This window comes from Bradyrhizobium sp. USDA 4506 (assembly GCF_054058795.1).
On sequence record NZ_JBSSBM010000002.1, the window covers coordinates 3158898 to 3175143 of the forward strand.

A 16246-nucleotide genomic window follows, 5' to 3' on the forward strand; every position below is an offset into this window, starting at 1 on the left:
GAATGACTGAGTGCTATGGCCGCACTTGTGTTCCGCGAGCACGGCTCGATACAATCCCCGTCCCAACGAACAAGAATGGACGGGGACGGATATGCTGAAGGACAGGCTTTCGCCGGCCGACGAGGCTGCGCGCGACAGGGAAATGCAGGAGACGCTCGCGGCATGCCCGCGCATCCTCGACCTCATTGCCCGCGGCCCGCAGGGCGCGCCGGACGCTGAAGCCGCGATCTATCTGCGCTCGCCGCTCGATCCCAACCCGGTCGTGATCTCGAACGATCACTTGATGGGCTGCATCAAGGCCGCTGAAACCTATTTCCGTAAGCACGGCATCGGCAAGGACGACGCGGTGGCTGTCCTGCTCCCGGCGTGCCCCGCGACCGTCGTCGCGATCTTCGGCGCAGCCGCCTGCGGCGTCGCCGAGCCGCTCAATTTGCTGTTCACGCGCGAAGCGATCGTCGCCCAGCTCAATGCGATCCACGCGAAGCTGTTGCTGGCGCCGCCGCCGGGCATGCCAGGCGGGCTCTATGAGAGGGTCGAGGGCCTGCAGCGCGAGGTGCCTTCCCTGAAGCACATTGTGATCGTGCCGCTCGACGGCAGCATCGCCTTCGACGGTGAGGTGCTGCGGCCTGATCCCGCTTGGCGCGACGACTACGGCAAGTCCAAGGACATGAGCGAGGCCGACCGCGTCGCCGTGATGCTCCCGACCGGCGGCACTACCGGCCATCCCAAGGTGGCGCGGCTCACCAACCGCGCGATGGTCGCCTCCACCGTATCCTCGCGGATGGCGCTCGATTTCCATCGCGGCGAGCGCGCGATGATCACGATGCCGCTGTTCCATGTCGGCGGCCTGTTCTGCACCACCGCCAATTCCCTGGCGGCCGGCACGACGATGGTCATCCCCGGCCCCGCCGGCGCGCGCGATCCGGCGCTGGTCCGGCACTTCTGGCAGATCATCGAGAAGTACCGCATCAACATCGCCGGCAACGTGCCGACGATACTCGGCGCCCTCGCCGATATCCCGGTCGCGGACAGCGACATCTCGACCCTGCGCGTCACTGCCACCGGCGCCTCGATCTGCCCGCCGGAGATCGAGCGGCGTTATCTTGCGACCTGGGGCGGCCCCTGCATCCAGCAGCTCTACGGCATGACCGAGCTCGCCGGTGCCATCACTCACGATGTGCACGGTGTGAAGCCGCGCGCCGAGAGCGTCGGCACCCGCAATCCGCTGGTCGAACTCGCGATCCTCGACGGCGGCAAGCTCCACACGGGACCGTGGCCTTCGCCGGTCGGCGAACTGCTGACCAGGGGCCCGCAGGTGTTCGCCGGCTATGTCGACAAGAAGCAGACCGAGGAGGCGTTCCGCGACGGCTGGCTGCGCACCGGCGACATCTGCCGGATCGATGCTGACGGCTTCGTCTACATCATGGGCCGCGCCAAGGATGTCATCATCCGCGGCGGCCACAACATCGATCCGCGCGCGATCGAGGACGCCGCGCTGGCGTTTCCGGGCGTGGCGCTTGCCGCGGCCGTCGGACGTCCCGACACCTACGCCGGCGAAGTGCCGATGCTGTTCGTCTCGGCGCAGCCCGGCACCCATATCGATCCGAACGCGCTCGCCGCCTTCGTGCAGGACAACATCCTAGAGCCGCCGGCGCGCCCGCGCGTGGTGTCGGTGATTCCGGAGATGCCGGTGACTCCGGTCGGCAAGATCTTCAAGCCGAAGCTGCGCGAGATCGCCGCCGGCGAGGCCGCGCGCGAGTTGCTGGCGCTGGAAGGATTGTCCGGCGAGGTCACTGTCGACGCGATCACCGACCCGTCGCGCGGACTGTACCTGAGCGTGAGCGCGCCTCCGGACAAGGCCGAGAAGGCTGAGCGGCTTCTCAAGAAGTTCCCGGTCAAGGTCGAGTTACGGCCCTAACACCTTCATCTATCTCAATAATTCGATGACACCCGCGCGCTGGAACTCGCTTCCAGCGCGCTTGGGCGCGGCTGGCTGTTTCTTGCCGCCCACGGCTTGACGAACCGCCTTATTCCTAAATAGACTCTAAATAGATACTTTTCAGTACAGGCGTTCGGGGTTAAGCGTTTCACCATGGCTACGGAAAAGGCCGAAACCGACCGCGTCCCGGTCACGCTGGCGCTCTCGACCATCGGATACCTCGAGAAGCTGGTGAGACAGGGCACCCACGGCACGAGCGTCCCGGGCGTCGCACGGACATTGATCGAGGAAGGCATTCGGCTCGCCATCAAGGACGGGTTGCTTGCAATCCGCGACAACGGCCGCACGCCCTGAGAGCATGATCCGGAAAAGTGGAAACCGGTTTTCCGAAAAGATCATGCTCAAGAACTAAGGGCGCGTGTGCCGGCGCGGCGGTTCAACACAGAACGTGGAACCGTCAGATGATTGCCATCCAAGAGACCTGGACGCCGGAGCGCGTCGACCAACTCAAGATCTACTTTGAAGCCGGCCTCTCCTGCCGCGACATCGCCGTCAATATCGGCGTCAGCCGCAATGCGGTGATCGGCAAGCTGTCGCGGCTGAACCTCACACGCACGACGCCGGACGAACGTCGGGCGCGGCGCAAGAAATCCGCCGCCCACGCCGCGCAACGGGCGACTGCCAAGCAGCAGCTCCGGTTGCTCCAGGCGGTCTACGAGCAGGAGCCCGACGACGCCCCGATCGTCAGCGCCAACAGCTGCTCGCTGTTCGAGCTGAGCGAGCAGCGCTGCCGCTGGCCGATCAGCACCCCGGGCGCCGATGATTTCTGCTTCTGCGGCAACACACCGCTCGGCGGCATGCCCTATTGCTCAGGGCATTACCGCCTCGCCTATCAAGCGGGATCGCGCCAACGCGCGATGCGCGGATAGCGCTTGAGTGAAGCCGTCCCGCACGCGATGCGGGACGGCCGTTCAGCCGACCTTCCACCCGGTTGCTGCCACGAGGTCCTGATAAAACTCCGGCGTGTAGGCCTGTTCCGGCGTCTTGCGCACGCGCTCGTCGAGCAGATGCGCATCGTCGCCGACCAGGATGCGCCAGCGTTCGGCCTTCACACCGTCGAGGATGACCTTGGCGGCGGCCGCCGCCGAGGTCGGCGCTTCATCGTGGAAGATGCGGGCACGGTCGAGCGCGAGCTGCTGGATATCGGCGTCCGACATCTTGGCGACGTCGATGCCCTGCCCCTGCAGACGCTGACGGGCCTGCTTGAGCTCGTCGGCATTGAGCTGGTCGGAGCCGTTCTGCACCTTGCGCGAGTTCGACACGATCGAGGTGCCGATGTGGCCGGGCATCACGACCGAGCACTTCACATGCGGCGCGTTGAGGCGGAGATCATTGATCATCGCCTCGGTGAACCCCTTCACGGCAAATTTCGCGGCGCTGTAGGCGGTGTGCGATACGCCCATGCCGACCGAGGCCCAGAAGCCGTTGACGCTCGAGGTGTTGACGATGTGCGCCTCGTCGGCCTTCACCAACAGCGGCAGGAAGGTGCGGACGCCGAGATAGACGCCGCCCCAGCAGATGTTGAAGGTGCGCTCCCACTGCTCGCGCGTGTTGGAGAACAGGCTGCCGCCGCCACCGATTCCGGCGTTGTTGAACAGCAGGTGGATCTTGTCGGTCGCCTGCTGCTCGATCAGCTCGTCGCGGAAGCGCTTGTAGTGATCCTCGATCGAGATGTCGGCAACGTGCGTCGTGATGCGCAGGCCCTGCGGCAGCTTCTCGACCTCGCAGAGCCGCTTGGTCTCGGCCATCGCCTCGGCCGAGACGTCGCACATCGCGACGTTGCAGCCCTCGGCAACGAGCTGCCGTGCCAGCTCGCGCCCCATGCCCGTGCCGCCACCGGTGATGACGGCAATCTTTCCGGCGAAATCCTTCATGTGAGATCCGTTCCTTCCCTCATTTTTTCTTGCCCTGTTCTTCTTTGTTTCGGCCGGAGCGCGGATCGCAGCCCCAACCGCTTGGCTGAGGCACCTTACATCACCGAATTGTCGCCCAGCAACGGCTCCTTCTCACGCGCAAGTGAGCCGCCTGCAGCAGGTTGAGACGGTGGCCGCGTAACGAAATCATTCCGCGTTGCGAACAATCCGACATCGACAATTGGAGACGATGATCGTGCACATCCTGAACAGATTGGTCGCGACAACGCTGATGGCGATCGCGGCCGGAATTTCCACCGCGGCCGCTGCCGCCGAGGTAACACCAGCGAAGCAGCGCGACAGCACCTGCACAGATGAACTACGTTGATCGCAATCGGCGCACAGCGCAGCGCGCGGCGTGGCACAGCGTGCGATCGTTATGGGCGAAGCTCTGACAATGCTGCGATCACGTCGCTCGAATTCGAATGCTTGTTCACGAAGCGTGAGACTCACGCGATGATCGCGCGCATCCTGGCCGCAGGCCAAGCCGCGTCATGACGCGGCCCCGTGCTATTCGGCTGTCTCGATGCGCACGGACGCGCGCCGCCGCAGGACGCCGGCACCCGCGCTCAGGGCCAGCTTGAGCAGGCCGCGCCAGGAGAAATCGATGATTACCTCATGGTGCCGCAATCCCTTGCCGCCCTTCACCAGCCCGAGATCCCGGATCAGGCAATAGTGGCCGCTGCTCATGCGCGCCAGGCGGCTGTTCTTGAAGCGTCCCATGAATGGCGAGAATGCACTGCGGATCGATTCCGTCAAATCTTGACGGCATCGAATCGGCAAGGCGACGGCAACCCGCGCCACCATCGTCGCCGCCGGCTGGGCCTTGAATCAAAAACCTCCGGCAGGGCATTGCCGGAGGTTTGGGAGGCTTAGCAGCTAGCTAAGAGCCATCATTCAATGTGTTGGCCGTGGCGTATATAGTTTAGTAGATCAGGTAAGTAAATAAGTCTGCGGCTAATGAATCGCATGGCTCGTCTTCGTCGTTCGCGTGGACCGAAATGACGCAGCTCAGCTCTCCTTAGAATCTTTCGCAAAGAAAAACCCCGGCAGTTGCCTGCCGGGGTTCTGTTGGATCGTGATCAGATCAACCGGAATTACCAGTTGCGCTGAGCGCGGAAGAGCATCTGGACAGTGTCCTGATCCTTCAGCTCGTAGGTCGCGGTCGGCTTGCCGATAGCAGTCGACGACGTCGTGATGATACCGGCATACTTCTGATCGAGGTGCGAGTAGGTCACGTCGGCCGAGAAGGTCAGGTTCTTGACCGGGGTCCAACGGGTGATCACGCCGATCTGCGCGATGTTGTAGTCGGGGTTGCAGGCGGTCACGCCAGCGCCGCCAGCGAATGCGGCACGGAACGAACCACCGACGCCACCAACGCCGCAGATGAGCGACTTAGCCGCATCGTTGTACGAAACAGCGGCGAACGCACCGTACAAGCTGGTGTTCCAATAGGGATCCCAGTTGTGGGTGTACGCACCGCGCATACCCCAGGTCTTGATGGACTGCTGCTGACCGCCGGGGCCGAACACCGTGTCGGGTGCCGTACCGAAGCCAACGCTGCCATAGACGCCCGGCAGGCTCGAACCGCCGAAGATGGCGATCGCGCCGGCCTGGCTGGCCAGTTCCTGGATGTTGTAACGGGTCGCACCGTCGGTGTAGACGCCCTGGATGTTGATGGTGTCGCCGGGTCCGGTCGGGATGTTCTTGATCGACAGGGCCAACGCACCAGCCCAACCCCACTTGTCGTCGGGATGACCGGTCAACTCGGTGCCGCCGTAGTAGGCAGCGTGGTTGTCATGCGCGGCGACCGACGCCTGGAAGATACCCCAAGCCTGGTCGACCTTGAGCGAAGCGACGAAGTCCGGAGCGATCGTGCCGGCGTAGTCGCTGGAGCCGTAAGCACCACCGACGCCGAGGTTGTTCACGCCAGCCTGCATGTAGGCAACCTGGTCCTGCGCCGACAGAGCCAGCGACACGCCGTTGCCGAACTGCGCGGTGTAGGTGAACTGGTTGATGCCGTTGGTGGTGTTCACGCCACCGACGAGTGCGTCGTAGTTGTTGCCCGGATAACCGTTCCAGGGGGCAGCGAACTGCGAAACCGCCTTACCCATCGTGAAGCCGGCGAACTGGATGAAGGCGTAGTAGACGCCGACCGTACCGGCAGCCACGTTGCCCGAACCGGCGTTGTTCGGCGCGGAAGACGAGCCGATCGCCGAGTACACGGTCGAGCCGTTGCCCTGGCCGGCATAGGTGTCGGAGGTCCAGGTGAACACCGCATCGAAATAGGTGCGGACCACGCCGTATTCGGTCGCGGTGCGCGTATCGATGTTGAAGTCTTCACGCGAACGCCAGGTGTAGCCGTTCGTGAAACGGTTGTTGGCACCGCTGGCGCCGTTGTAGTTCGCGCCGTACACGCTGTTGCCGTTCACCACGACGTCAGCACGCACATAGCCGCCCAGCTTGATGCAGGTGTCGGTGCCGGGGATGTAGTAGAAGCCCGGACCGTAAAGCGAGCAAACCTTCACGTACTCGACCGCTTTGGCCTTGACGGGAAGATCGGCCGCCTGTGCCCCGCCGACCGCGACCAGCGCAGCCGTCGAGCCCAGGATAAGGCTCTTCAAATTCATATTAAACCTCCAAGTTGCTCATATGCGGAGAGTCCGAGGCCGCGAGCGCCCCGTGATCCTCCCGCATTGTCCAAGACCGTTTTCCCCAAACCCCGCACCCTCAGATCAAATCTGTGGTGTGCGACGGACTTGAACGATCACCGCAACGGGACGATCGAGATTCCCCTACCGCCGGGTTCAATATGCATTGGCGAGTTCGCCAATCAAAATAGTTTATAAAGTCAGGAATGCGAATGCGGCCACACTGTGTCTCGCCGGCAACGCTGCCTGTAAGCCCTTTGCCGACCTGAGAAAACTTGTCACACCCCAAATAGTCCAACCGTCACACGACCATCATAATTACTTTACGTTCACTTGCGTTCGTTGGCGGCTTGCGGGAAAAAACCTACTGCAGCGCAGAAAACAAGAAATAAATCAGCACAAAGCTGAGTCGGCGCCCGAGGGAAGAGGAAGCTGTGTCAGTGACAAGGAAGGATTCGACGCGCCAGCGCGCCATCGAACATCTCGACATCATCAAGCGGTTCACGCTCGAGATTTCGGCCATCAACTCGCATCTGGAGCGCGTCCGTCAGTTCTGGGGCAAGTCGCTTGGCGTCAGCGGTCCGCAATGGATGATTCTCATCGCGATCTCGGATCTCGACAAGGATGACGGCGTGCCGATCAACGTGGTGTCGAAACTGCTGCACGTCGATCCGTCGTTCGTGACCACGCAATCCAAGCTGCTCGAACAGAAGGAACTGCTGCGGCGCGCACCCTCCCCGGCCGATGCGCGCGTGGTCCGGCTGTCGCTGACCGACAAGACCAAAAAACACCTCGCGGGCCTCGCCGAACAGCACAAGGCGTTCAAGAAAACCGTGTTCGAGGAGTTCAACGAGGCTGAGCTGGCCGAGTTCACGGCCAAGCTTTCGATGCTCACCAACCGCCTGGAAAAGGCCTGCCTGATTGTTGCGATGGAGGCCGAGGCCTGAGGCGACCGGCTCTGCAGCGGACGGGACGACTGGCAACCGGCACGGTCGCGCCGCTCACCTTGCGAAGCGTACGATGCGGAGACTTATCGGTGTCCGCGCCCCGGCGACTGGAACGCCAGGAAGGCGACAACGCTCAGCAGTGCAGCCCAGACCAGGAAGTGTTCAGCAATCACGTTGCCCCCCCATTTTGCCCTCAATGGAAAGCATGAAACGGGCCAAGCCGCGGTCGATCCGTGAACGGGCCATGGAAAAGGAGCCCCGGCGCTGACGGCCGGGGCCCCGAAAAACTTACAGCGTAACTATCTGGACCTGGTCGAGCTGCCTCCGGTCATCCCGCTGCCCGACCCCGTCGTCTGACCAGGGGCGTAGCCAGAGGCCCCTGGGCTCCCGGCTTTCGATCCTCGTGCCTGCATCTCGTGCCCGGGTGCATAGCCCGAAGCGCCGTGACTGCCTTTCTTCGAGCCCTTCTTTTGCATCTCGTGTCCAGGTGATTTGCTCGAAACGCCCTGTGCAAAAGCAACCGGGGTGGAAGCCATCAGGCATGCCGCGGAAAGGACGATGATTGCGTGCTTCATTTTGTCCTCCAAAATGCGCCCCGCAACTAACCGCCTGAAATCAGTGGCGTTCCATGAACGATTGTTCATCGACAACGACAGCCGCCGATGCGATCGGCTTGGTGCGGCCTCTTCAACGAGCGTTTGCTCGATATTAACGACAGCGTGTTGGCTTCCGCGCACAGCTTTCCGCGACTGGCGAACAGCATTGGCAACCAATCGCAAGCCGACGGCGAGCGATGCGCGCCCGCTTCAAACCACACCGAACGAATTTTGAGAAAAATGGTCGGAGCGAGAGGATTTGAACCTCCGACCCCTAGTCTCCCAGACTAGTGCGCTAACCGGGCTGCGCCACGCTCCGATGCCGTTCCATTAGCTGCGATCCTGCGTTCGCGCAAGGCGGGGCAGGCTCTCAAAGACTGTATTCCGAGGCCGGTTCCCTTGGCAGGTTTCCTTGGCAGGTTTCCTTGGCAGGCTTCCTTGCCTCAGCTGTCCTTCATCGCCGCGTCGATCATCTGCCGGCAGGCGACCAGCTCCTGCAGCACGCGTTCGAGCCGCTCCCGATCGACTGACGGAACGGCGGGACGAACCGGCGGCGCCGCGGGCGCCTTGCCCGGCTGGGCATGCGCCTTGTAGGTCGACAGGATCGGATCCTCGTCGGGATCGACGAATCGGTAGTCGATCCCCTTCTCGTCGCCATCACCCTCCTCGCCGTCGAAATCGAGGCCGTCGCTGCTCTCGAGGTCGTCGGGCTCGGCCATGCTGTTGCCGACGGCTTCCTCGACCGCGCCGAACGAGACCGCCGCGGTCTGGTCGGCGATGCCCTGCACCGATTTGATGCCGTGCTCCTTCAGGATCCGCTGCACACCGCGGATGGTGTAGCCCTCGCCGTACAGCAGCCGGCGGATGCCCTTGAGCAGGTCGACGTCGTCGGGGCGATAATAGCGGCGTCCGCCGCTGCGCTTCATCGGCTTGATCTGCGCGAAGCGCGTTTCCCAGAATCTCAGCACATGCTGGGGAATATCGAGTTCATCAGCGACCTCGCTGATGGTACGGAACGCATCCGGCGCCTTGTCCAAATGCCCGCTCCTTTGAGCTCAATGCCTGGAGCCTTTCCGTTCCGATTGAATCGGAACGGGGCTCCGGATTCTAGGTTTGCCGCGCTTTCTTCACGCGAACCGGGTATCCACTTCGCTTGAAAACGCTCTAGTCGGCCTTGCTGCCGTCGCCATTGGTGACGACATGGCCATTGATCCGCTGCTTCAGGATCGCCGACGGCTTGAACACCATCACCCGCCGCGGCGAAATCGGCACCTCGGTGCCGGTCTTCGGATTACGGCCGATACGCTGGCCCTTCTTGCGCACCATGAAGGAGCCGAATGAGGACAGCTTCACCGTCTCGCCCTTTTCCAGGCAATCGGTGATCTCCTTCAGCACCAACTCGACAAATGCCGACGATTCCGTGCGCGACAGACCCACCTTTTGGTAGACCGCCTCACACAAATCGACGCGCGTAACTGTTTTTCCGGTTCCCGTGGTCATCGCCTGCCCCGCACTCTCGGCGAACAATTTCTTGACTGAAATTAAAAGCTTAGCGCGCAATGGTCAACAGCGACCAGCATCCAGGCGCAGGAAAGATACCGGCAACCTGTCGATACTGTTTGGCGATACGCTACCAGCGCACGAGCGCCGAGCCCCAGGTGAAGCCGCCGCCCATCGCCTCGAACAGCACCAAATCGCCCTTCTTGACACGCCCGTCCTTCACGGCGACCGACAGCGCGAGCGGGATCGAGGCCGCCGACGTGTTGCCGTGCTTGTCGACCGTCAGGACCACCTTCTGCGGCGCAATATGAAGCTTGTGCGCCGACGCATCGATGATTCGCTTGTTGGCCTGGTGCGGGATGAACCAGGTGATGTCCTCGGCGGTAAAGCCGGTGGCGTTGAAGGCGTCGACGATCACGTCGGTGATCATGCCGACGGCATGCTTGAACACCTCGCGGCCCTCCATCCGGAGGTATCCGACCGTCCTGGTCGAGCCGGGCCCGCCATCGACGAACAGCTTCGCCTTGTGGCGGCCGTCGGAGCGCAGATGCGTCGTCAACACGCCGCGGTCGCTGGTGGTGCCGGACTGCTGCTGCGCCTCCAGCACGACCGCGCCGGCGCCGTCGCCGAACAGCACGCAGGTGCCGCGGTCGTTCCAGTCGAGGATGCGTGAGAAGGTCTCGGCACCGATCACCAGCGCCCGCTTGTGGGTGCCGGCGCGCAGGAAATTATCGGCGGTGGCCAGCGCGAAGACGAAGCCGGAGCAGACCGCCTGCAGGTCGAAGGCGACGCCATGGTTGATGCCGAGCGCGTGCTGGACGGCGACCGCGGTGGCGGGAAAGGTGTTGTCCGGCGTCGAGGTCGCGAGCACGATCAGGTCGATCGACTGCGCATCGACTTGCGCGTGGGCGAGCGCGGCCTGCGCCGCCTTGATCGCCAGATGCGAGGTGAATTCGTCGTCGGCCGCGATGTGGCGCTCGCTGATGCCGGTGCGCTGCACGATCCATTCGTCCGACGTGTCGATCCGGCTGGCCAGTTCGGCATTGGTCAAAACCCGCTCCGGCAAATAAGAGCCGCAGCCGAGCACTACCGAACGTATCGCAGTCACGAGACAGCCTCCTGCGCGGTCTGCGCCTGCACCAGCGCACTGCCGTCGCGATTAAGCATCTGATTGATCTTGGTGAGGAGATCGTAGTGGGCCATCTCATAGCCAACATCGACCGCGTAAGCAAAGCCTTCCGTGTTGACGCCGCCATGGCTCTTGACCACCACGCCCTTCAGGCCGAGCAGCAGGCCGCCATTCGACTTGTTGGGATCGAGCTTGTCGCGCAGCTTCCGGAATGCACCGCGGGCCAGCAGATAGCCGATGCGCGAGATCCAGCTCGAACCGATCGCCTCGCGCAACAGGTCGAACATCTGGCGGGCAGTGCCTTCGGCGGTCTTGAGCGCGATATTGCCGCTGAATCCTTCGGACACGATTACGTCGGCACGCCCCTTGCCGATGCCATCCCCTTCGACGAAGCCGATATAGTTGATGTCAGATAGGGCGCGCAGCATTTCGGCGGCCTCGCGGATTTCCTCATGGCCCTTGACCTCCTCCTCTCCGATGTTGAGGAGGCCGACGGTCGGCCGTTCGATGTTGAACAGCACGCTGGCCATCGCGCTCCCCATCACCGCCAGTGTCGCGAGATGATGGGCGTCGCCGCCGATCGTGGCACCAAGGTCGAGCACCACGGAGTCACCGCGCAGAGTCGGCCAAACTCCGGCGAGCGCCGGGCGGTCGACGCCCGGCAGCGTCCGCAGATTGATGCTGCCCATCGCCATCAGCGCGCCGCTGTTGCCGGCGGAGACCGCGACATCGGCCTCGCCATGCTTCACGGCGTCGATCGCGAGCCACATCGATGACGCCCGCCGGGTCCGCCGCAACGCCTGGCTCGGCTTCTCATCGTTCTTCACGGCGACGTCGGTATGGATCACTTTCGATACCGCCTTCAGCGCCGGATGCTTGGCGAGCTCCGGCTCGATCTGGGCCCGGTCCCCGATCAACAGGAATTCGCTGTCGGGATGACGGCTCAGCGAGATCGCAGCGCCGGGAATGACGACGGCAGCGCCGACATCGCCCCCCATGGCGTCAAGCGCTATTCGAACCTTTTGAGGCATGAACGTCCCGGAAGCCTGCTTTCCCGCAGCCCTTCAGACGAGGACCGCGAGCTTGAAGTCACCGCCGTTAACGGCGCGCGGCGAAACACCAACTCGCGTCCCGGCCGGGCCGCGACAATAGCGTGTCCTCGGTCCGACACAACCTCTTGACCGCAAATGAGGCAGCTGCCGAACCGTCACGCAACACATCAGAGCATACCAGAAATACATTGTATTTCAATGTATTGTGACACGTATTTGAAGTAACAAGGAGCAGTGCTCGCGCAAGCTTGCAGGCAAGCCATCCCCGCAAATGTGGCGCCAGGCGCCCTCAACTTCCCTTGGGCTTCTTGCCGTCCGGCTTTTCCTTCAGCGCCTTCAGCGCCGCGAAAGGATGATTTTCCGGGTCAGGGGCTTCAGCCTTCTGTTCAAAGACCGCATCCATCTTGCGCGGATACGGGTCTATGCCGAGAAACAGCGCATCGGTGGCAAGCCGGCCGATGTCGATGAAGCCGCCGACGATCGGCTCCGGCGGGTCCGGCGTTTCCTCATCGCTGTCGTCGGCGTCGTCGACCAGGTCGGCCATTTGCGGGATCTGCTCGGGCGGCGCGAACACCACATCGATCGGCTCATCGATCTCGTTCTCGATCGGATCGAGCGTCACCACGCAGGTCTGCCCGACCCTGGCCTTAACTCGGCCGGTGACGTGGTAGCTACCGTCGCGCTTGGGCTGCAGGTCGAACTCTGCACGTGCAGAGACGACCTCCCTCAGCTCGGCAACTTCGGCCATCGCCTTGCGCGCCGCCTCGTCGGCCGCGATCTCGCGATGCAGGCCGGTCTCCGGGATCTGCGCGACATTGACGAGGACCCGCCAGGGGTCGCGGTCGCGCCGTGCATCGGGCTGCCCTGGGGTGCCGCCGCTCATGCCGCCGTCCCCGCAGCCTGTGGTACCGGAAAGCGCCACGCGCCCTTGGCCAACGCCGCGAGATCGGTGCGCGCCAGCTCTTCGATCGCCTCCCTGGCGTAGGCGGCGAGCTCGCGGGCCTTGCCGATGTTCTGACCGTTGAGGATGTTCTTGCAGAACGACTCGGCCAAGGCCCCCTCGCTGTCGGTCAGCGCCAGATCATAGGCCGCGGTGCGGCCGTAGAAAGCTTCGCCGAACGCCTGCATGCGCTTCGGCACCGTGAGGTCGCCGACGCCCATTTCGCGCAGATTGTCGTCCATATCGATGCAGAAATGATCAAACAGGGCCTGGGACAGCGCAACGCCGCCCTCGACGGATTTCAGCCGCCGCAGCACCAGCCACAGATGCATGAGAAGCAGGTCAAAACGGCCGTTAACCGTGTCCGGAACGCCCAAGTCACGGTAAAACAACGGTTCTCGCGCCTGCGTCACGATCATGCCATAGATGGTCTCAATGGTGCTGCGCGCGGGCACCCGGGGTCTTCTGAAGTGATTGAACGGCCAAAGCATAGCGGGTTCCGGCTGCCGGTCCCCCAAAGGACGCCTGTTGAGGGCTCATCCATTGGAGGTCGGCATGATTGCAATCCATTGAGCTGCCCGGTACGTCAATGCCTCGGCCGATGCAAGGGGACGGATCAGTTCCGCCGATGAACCACACTCTTTCACGACAGTCTCGCGCCGCTTCCGCGCGCGGGTTCTTTTCGCGTCTCCGCGCCGTCGCGGCGATTGGCCTCGTCTGCGCCGCACTCGGCGGCTGCGCCGGCGAACAATTCCAGAAGGGCTACATCCTGCCCGAGGGGGCGCTCGAGCAGATCCCGATCGGCGCGAGCCAGGACCAGGTGCTCATCGTGCTCGGCACGCCCTCGACGGTCGCAACGCTGGACGGCGAGGTGTTTTATTACATCTCGCAACGAACCTCCCGCCCCGTCGCCTTCATGAATCAGCGGGTGATCGACCAGCGCGTGATCGCGGTCTATTTCGACAAGAACCGGCAGGTGCGCCGACTGGCCAATTACGGCCTGAAGGACGGCAAGATCTTCGACTTCGTCAGCCGGTCCACGCCGACGTCGGGCCAGGAAATGTCCTACCTGACACCGCTCTTCAAGCTGCTGAGCTTCAACTAGAGCGTTTTCGAGCGAAGTGGGCTCCGGTTCGCGTGAGACAACGCGTCAAACCGGAGTCCAGAGCATGAGCCGCTGCGCCAAGTTGTCGCTTGCCCGAGGGGCAAGCGGTCCCCTAGTTTGCTCGCAAACAAGAGCCTGAGCAGGGGGTAAACGCATGACAGCCAAGAGATTTTCCCGTCGTACGGTATTGTCGGGCACGGCCGCATTGACGGCCGCGGCGATCCTGCCGCGCGCGAGCCTCGGCGCCGGTGACTGGCGGCCGACCGAGACCGTCCGCATCATCGTGCCGGCGGCGGCCGGCGGCTCGACCGACGTGATGGGGCGGCTGCTCGCGGCGCATTTGCAGCCGCTCTGGGGCCAGTCGGTGGTGGTGGAGAATCGCTCCGGCGCCGGCGGCACCATCGGCACATCCGAGGTCACACGCGCCAAGGGCGACGGCCACACCATCCTGATCGGCAATCCCGGCCCCAACGCGATCGCCTACAGCATCTTCCGCAACCTGACCTACAGGGCCGACCAGTTGCAGCCGGTCTCCAACATGATCCGGATCCCGAACATCGTGTCGGCGCATCCGTCGACCGGCCTCAAGTCGATCCCCGAATTGATCGCCTTTCTGAAGAAGAATCCGGACAAGCTCACCTACGGCTCGTCCGGTACCGGACAGAGCCCTCACCTCACCGGCGCCTGGTTCCTGCAACTCACCGGGCTGAAGATGACGCACGTGCCGTTCCGCGGCGCCGGTCCCGCATTGCAGGCCGGGCTCGCCGGCGACATCCAGATCCTGTTCGACAATCTCTATCCGTCGCTGCCGCAGGTGCAGGACGGCAAGCTCAATGGCCTCTGTGTCACCACGCCGGAGCGCAGCGATTCCGCACCGAACCTGCCGACGATGCGCGAGGGCGCGCCGGAACTGGCAAAGTTCGACGTCTCGTCCTGGTTCGGCGTGTTCCTGCCGAAGACCGCGCCTGCCCCGGTGCTCGACGAGTTGAACCGCCAGGTCAAGGCGATGCTGGAGCGCGACGACGTCAAGAAGAACATCGCCGGCATGGGCGCGCGCGCCGACTACGGCACGCCCCAGCAATTCTCCGATTTCGTCGATGCCGAGACGAAGAAGTTCGCCGCGATCATCGAGAAGGAAGGCTTGCAGATGGAGGTGAAATAGCCTCCGAACAAGGCTCGCGCCGCGTACTCGGCGTCATCCTGAGAGTCTGACTCATAAATCACCCAACCTTAGCTGCAGCCGCGAGTCTGCGGGTCAGGAGCCTGATGTGTGCAATCAGCAGCCAGGCAGCTTCGGTTGCCACCGTCGCCTCGAAGTCCTTGGCGAGGCGGCGGCATCTGCCGAACCAAGCGAATGTGCGTTCAACCACCCACCGCCTCGGCAGAAGCTGGAAGCCTTTGACGCCTTGAGGCCGCTCGACGATCTCGACAGTCCATGGACCGCAGTCTGAGAGCGCGTCGAGGAGTTGATTTCCGCGGTAGATCCGGTCGGCAAAGACGTGGCGCAGCCGGGGGAAGTTCATCCGCACGTTCTTCAGCAGCGGTACGGCGCCATGGCAGTCCTGAACGTTGGCCGGATGAACATGAACCCCAAGGAGGAGGCCATTGGTATCCGTCACGATATGCCGCTTGCGGCCGTAGATGCGCTTGCCTGCATCGTAGCCGCGCGGTCCGCCAGCTTGGGTGGTCGGCGCACTTTGACTGTCGATCACGGCTGCCGTCGGCTTCGGTGTCCGTCCAAGCTTTTTTCGCGCCCGTCGGACAAGCACGCTGACAATCCTCTGCCACCGGCCTGTATCCCGCCATCTATAAAAATAGCCCTGCACCGTCGAATAGGGCGGGAACTCCTGCGGCAACGCCCGCCACTGGCAGCCGGTCGAAACGATATAGAGGATCGCTTCGATCACACGACGCAGCTCCGTCTTACGCGGCCGGCCGCGCCGGTTCGCTCGCGGCAACAGGCGTCTGATCAGCGCCCACTCCGCATCGGTCATATCGCTTGCATAACGCAGATCGTCCCGCCGATATTGCTCCCGAGTGATCTTGGTCCAGGGCATCGTGCTCTCCCTCGAATCTTTGCAAATCCGATGGAATCACACCCCACTGAGATCACTCACCCATTTTTCAGTCAGGCTCTGAGGAGCCGCGCGCTCGCGCGGCGTCTCGAAGGATGGCCACATGCACCGCCTCTCATCCTTCGAGGCTCGCCCAGCGGCGCAATTGCGCCGCAAGGCTCGCACCTCCAGCGACAAAGGCGAAGCCTTTGCGCGGGGATGACGACTGCTGAGCTGTAGGGCAGATTAGCCAACCGCGTCCGCCGCAGCTCAACGAGCGAAGGCGGAAGGCGTAATCCGCCGCCGCGGTTAGATCTGTCGGTGAATTACGCTTCGCTAATCCACCCTACGATTCTGTCC

General features: G+C 63.2%; 17 protein-coding genes and 1 tRNA gene. 6 read left to right on the forward strand and 12 right to left on the reverse strand.

Features of this window, described 5'->3' with window-relative positions; genetic code table 11:
- Positions 1-91: 91 nt before the first annotated feature.
- The 3 genes from ACVIHF_RS17035 (at position 92) to ACVIHF_RS17045 (ending at position 2868) form a co-directional block, all read left to right on the forward strand.
- Positions 92-1918, forward strand: a complete 1827-nt coding sequence (locus tag ACVIHF_RS17035) for an AMP-binding protein (RefSeq protein WP_456792345.1) — start codon at positions 92-94, stop codon at positions 1916-1918.
- 174 nt (positions 1919-2092) lie between these two features.
- On the forward strand, positions 2093-2293 hold the full coding sequence (locus tag ACVIHF_RS17040) for a hypothetical protein (RefSeq protein ID WP_016844973.1): 201 nt from the start codon (positions 2093-2095) through the stop codon (positions 2291-2293).
- 107 nt (positions 2294-2400) lie between these two features.
- Positions 2401-2868 (forward strand): GcrA family cell cycle regulator, encoded by a 468-nt coding sequence (locus ACVIHF_RS17045; RefSeq protein ID WP_076825272.1) that lies wholly within the window; start codon positions 2401-2403, stop codon positions 2866-2868.
- Between the two features lie 42 nt (positions 2869-2910).
- Here the strand turns inward: ACVIHF_RS17045 and ACVIHF_RS17050 are convergent, their stop codons facing one another.
- From ACVIHF_RS17050 to ACVIHF_RS17065, 4 genes are all read right to left on the reverse strand, one after another.
- A complete protein-coding gene (locus tag ACVIHF_RS17050) occupies positions 2911-3873 on the reverse strand; it encodes an SDR family oxidoreductase (protein ID WP_456792346.1) in 963 nt (320 codons plus the stop codon).
- Between the two features lie 186 nt (positions 3874-4059).
- Complete coding sequence (locus ACVIHF_RS17055) at positions 4060-4398, reverse strand: hypothetical protein (RefSeq protein WP_456792347.1); 339 nt, start codon at positions 4396-4398, stop codon at positions 4060-4062.
- Positions 4399-4422: 24 nt separating this feature from the next.
- Positions 4423-4602, reverse strand: a complete 180-nt coding sequence (locus ACVIHF_RS17060; protein WP_050999539.1) for a hypothetical protein — start codon at positions 4600-4602, stop codon at positions 4423-4425.
- 407 nt (positions 4603-5009) lie between these two features.
- Positions 5010-6542: a porin gene (locus ACVIHF_RS17065; protein ID WP_057020678.1), complete on the reverse strand. Its 1533-nt coding sequence runs from the start codon at positions 6540-6542 to the stop codon at positions 5010-5012.
- A gap of 455 nt (positions 6543-6997) precedes the next feature.
- On the opposite strand from ACVIHF_RS17065, the gene ACVIHF_RS17070 reads away from it, so the two are divergent.
- Positions 6998-7510 carry a MarR family winged helix-turn-helix transcriptional regulator gene (locus ACVIHF_RS17070; protein ID WP_456792348.1) on the forward strand — a complete coding sequence of 171 codons (513 nt, stop codon included), beginning with the start codon at positions 6998-7000 and terminating at the stop codon, positions 7508-7510.
- Positions 7511-8347: 837 nt separating this feature from the next.
- Here ACVIHF_RS17070 and ACVIHF_RS17075 read toward each other — a convergent pair.
- The 7 genes from ACVIHF_RS17075 to ACVIHF_RS17105 all read right to left on the reverse strand — a co-directional run bounded on the left by ACVIHF_RS17075 (position 8348) and on the right by ACVIHF_RS17105 (position 13218).
- Positions 8348-8425, reverse strand: a tRNA-Pro gene (locus ACVIHF_RS17075).
- 124 nt (positions 8426-8549) lie between these two features.
- Positions 8550-9143: a MerR family transcriptional regulator gene (locus tag ACVIHF_RS17080; protein WP_456792349.1), complete on the reverse strand. Its 594-nt coding sequence runs from the start codon at positions 9141-9143 to the stop codon at positions 8550-8552.
- 127 nt (positions 9144-9270) lie between these two features.
- On the reverse strand, positions 9271-9606 hold the full coding sequence (locus ACVIHF_RS17085) for an integration host factor subunit alpha (RefSeq protein ID WP_035631661.1): 336 nt from the start codon (positions 9604-9606) through the stop codon (positions 9271-9273).
- A gap of 130 nt (positions 9607-9736) precedes the next feature.
- The gene (locus ACVIHF_RS17090) at positions 9737-10714 is read right to left on the reverse strand and encodes a beta-ketoacyl-ACP synthase III (RefSeq protein ID WP_092077980.1); all 978 of its coding nucleotides are present in this window, start codon (positions 10712-10714) and stop codon (positions 9737-9739) included.
- Complete coding sequence (gene plsX / locus ACVIHF_RS17095; RefSeq protein ID WP_225158932.1) at positions 10711-11766, reverse strand: phosphate acyltransferase PlsX; 1056 nt, start codon at positions 11764-11766, stop codon at positions 10711-10713. The genes ACVIHF_RS17090 and plsX overlap by 4 nt, the downstream gene beginning before the upstream one ends.
- A gap of 310 nt (positions 11767-12076) precedes the next feature.
- Entirely contained in the window at positions 12077-12670 is a 594-nt protein-coding gene (locus ACVIHF_RS17100; RefSeq protein WP_310881942.1) for a YceD family protein, read from the reverse strand.
- Positions 12667-13218 carry a ubiquinol-cytochrome C chaperone family protein gene (locus tag ACVIHF_RS17105; RefSeq protein ID WP_310881943.1) on the reverse strand — a complete coding sequence of 184 codons (552 nt, stop codon included), beginning with the start codon at positions 13216-13218 and terminating at the stop codon, positions 12667-12669. The genes ACVIHF_RS17100 and ACVIHF_RS17105 overlap by 4 nt, the downstream gene beginning before the upstream one ends.
- Positions 13219-13355: 137 nt before the next feature.
- Between ACVIHF_RS17105 and ACVIHF_RS17110 the strand changes: the two genes are divergently transcribed.
- A complete protein-coding gene (locus ACVIHF_RS17110) occupies positions 13356-13832 on the forward strand; it encodes an outer membrane protein assembly factor BamE (protein ID WP_018271914.1) in 477 nt (158 codons plus the stop codon).
- A gap of 154 nt (positions 13833-13986) precedes the next feature.
- A complete protein-coding gene (locus ACVIHF_RS17115; RefSeq protein ID WP_456792351.1) occupies positions 13987-14994 on the forward strand; it encodes a Bug family tripartite tricarboxylate transporter substrate binding protein in 1008 nt (335 codons plus the stop codon).
- A 58-nt stretch (positions 14995-15052) separates the two neighbouring features.
- On the opposite strand, the gene ACVIHF_RS17120 is transcribed toward ACVIHF_RS17115, so the two are convergent.
- Positions 15053-15889 (reverse strand): IS5 family transposase, encoded by an 837-nt coding sequence (locus ACVIHF_RS17120; protein ID WP_225164260.1) that lies wholly within the window; start codon positions 15887-15889, stop codon positions 15053-15055.
- Between the last annotated feature and the right edge of the window lie 357 nt (positions 15890-16246).

What these genes read in the sequence shown, in the direction of transcription:
- ACVIHF_RS17120 (WP_225164260.1), bottom strand. Translation starts at nt 15,889, where the DNA reads ATGCCCTGGACCAAGATCACTCGGGAGCAATATCGGCGGGACGATCTG.
- ACVIHF_RS17085 (WP_035631661.1), bottom strand. Translation starts at nt 9,606, where the DNA reads ATGACCACGGGAACCGGAAAAACAGTTACGCGCGTCGATTTGTGTGAG.
- ACVIHF_RS17040 (WP_016844973.1), top strand. Translation starts at nt 2,093, where the DNA reads ATGGCTACGGAAAAGGCCGAAACCGACCGCGTCCCGGTCACGCTGGCG.
- ACVIHF_RS17050 (WP_456792346.1), bottom strand. Translation starts at nt 3,873, where the DNA reads ATGAAGGATTTCGCCGGAAAGATTGCCGTCATCACCGGTGGCGGCACG.
- ACVIHF_RS17035 (WP_456792345.1), top strand. Translation starts at nt 92, where the DNA reads ATGCTGAAGGACAGGCTTTCGCCGGCCGACGAGGCTGCGCGCGACAGG.
- ACVIHF_RS17115 (WP_456792351.1), top strand. Translation starts at nt 13,987, where the DNA reads ATGACAGCCAAGAGATTTTCCCGTCGTACGGTATTGTCGGGCACGGCC.
- plsX (WP_225158932.1), bottom strand. Translation starts at nt 11,766, where the DNA reads ATGCCTCAAAAGGTTCGAATAGCGCTTGACGCCATGGGGGGCGATGTC.
- ACVIHF_RS17110 (WP_018271914.1), top strand. Translation starts at nt 13,356, where the DNA reads ATGAACCACACTCTTTCACGACAGTCTCGCGCCGCTTCCGCGCGCGGG.
- ACVIHF_RS17105 (WP_310881943.1), bottom strand. Translation starts at nt 13,218, where the DNA reads ATGCTTTGGCCGTTCAATCACTTCAGAAGACCCCGGGTGCCCGCGCGC.
- ACVIHF_RS17100 (WP_310881942.1), bottom strand. Translation starts at nt 12,670, where the DNA reads ATGAGCGGCGGCACCCCAGGGCAGCCCGATGCACGGCGCGACCGCGAC.
- ACVIHF_RS17060 (WP_050999539.1), bottom strand. Translation starts at nt 4,602, where the DNA reads ATGAGCAGCGGCCACTATTGCCTGATCCGGGATCTCGGGCTGGTGAAG.
- ACVIHF_RS17065 (WP_057020678.1), bottom strand. Translation starts at nt 6,542, where the DNA reads ATGAATTTGAAGAGCCTTATCCTGGGCTCGACGGCTGCGCTGGTCGCG.
- ACVIHF_RS17045 (WP_076825272.1), top strand. Translation starts at nt 2,401, where the DNA reads ATGATTGCCATCCAAGAGACCTGGACGCCGGAGCGCGTCGACCAACTC.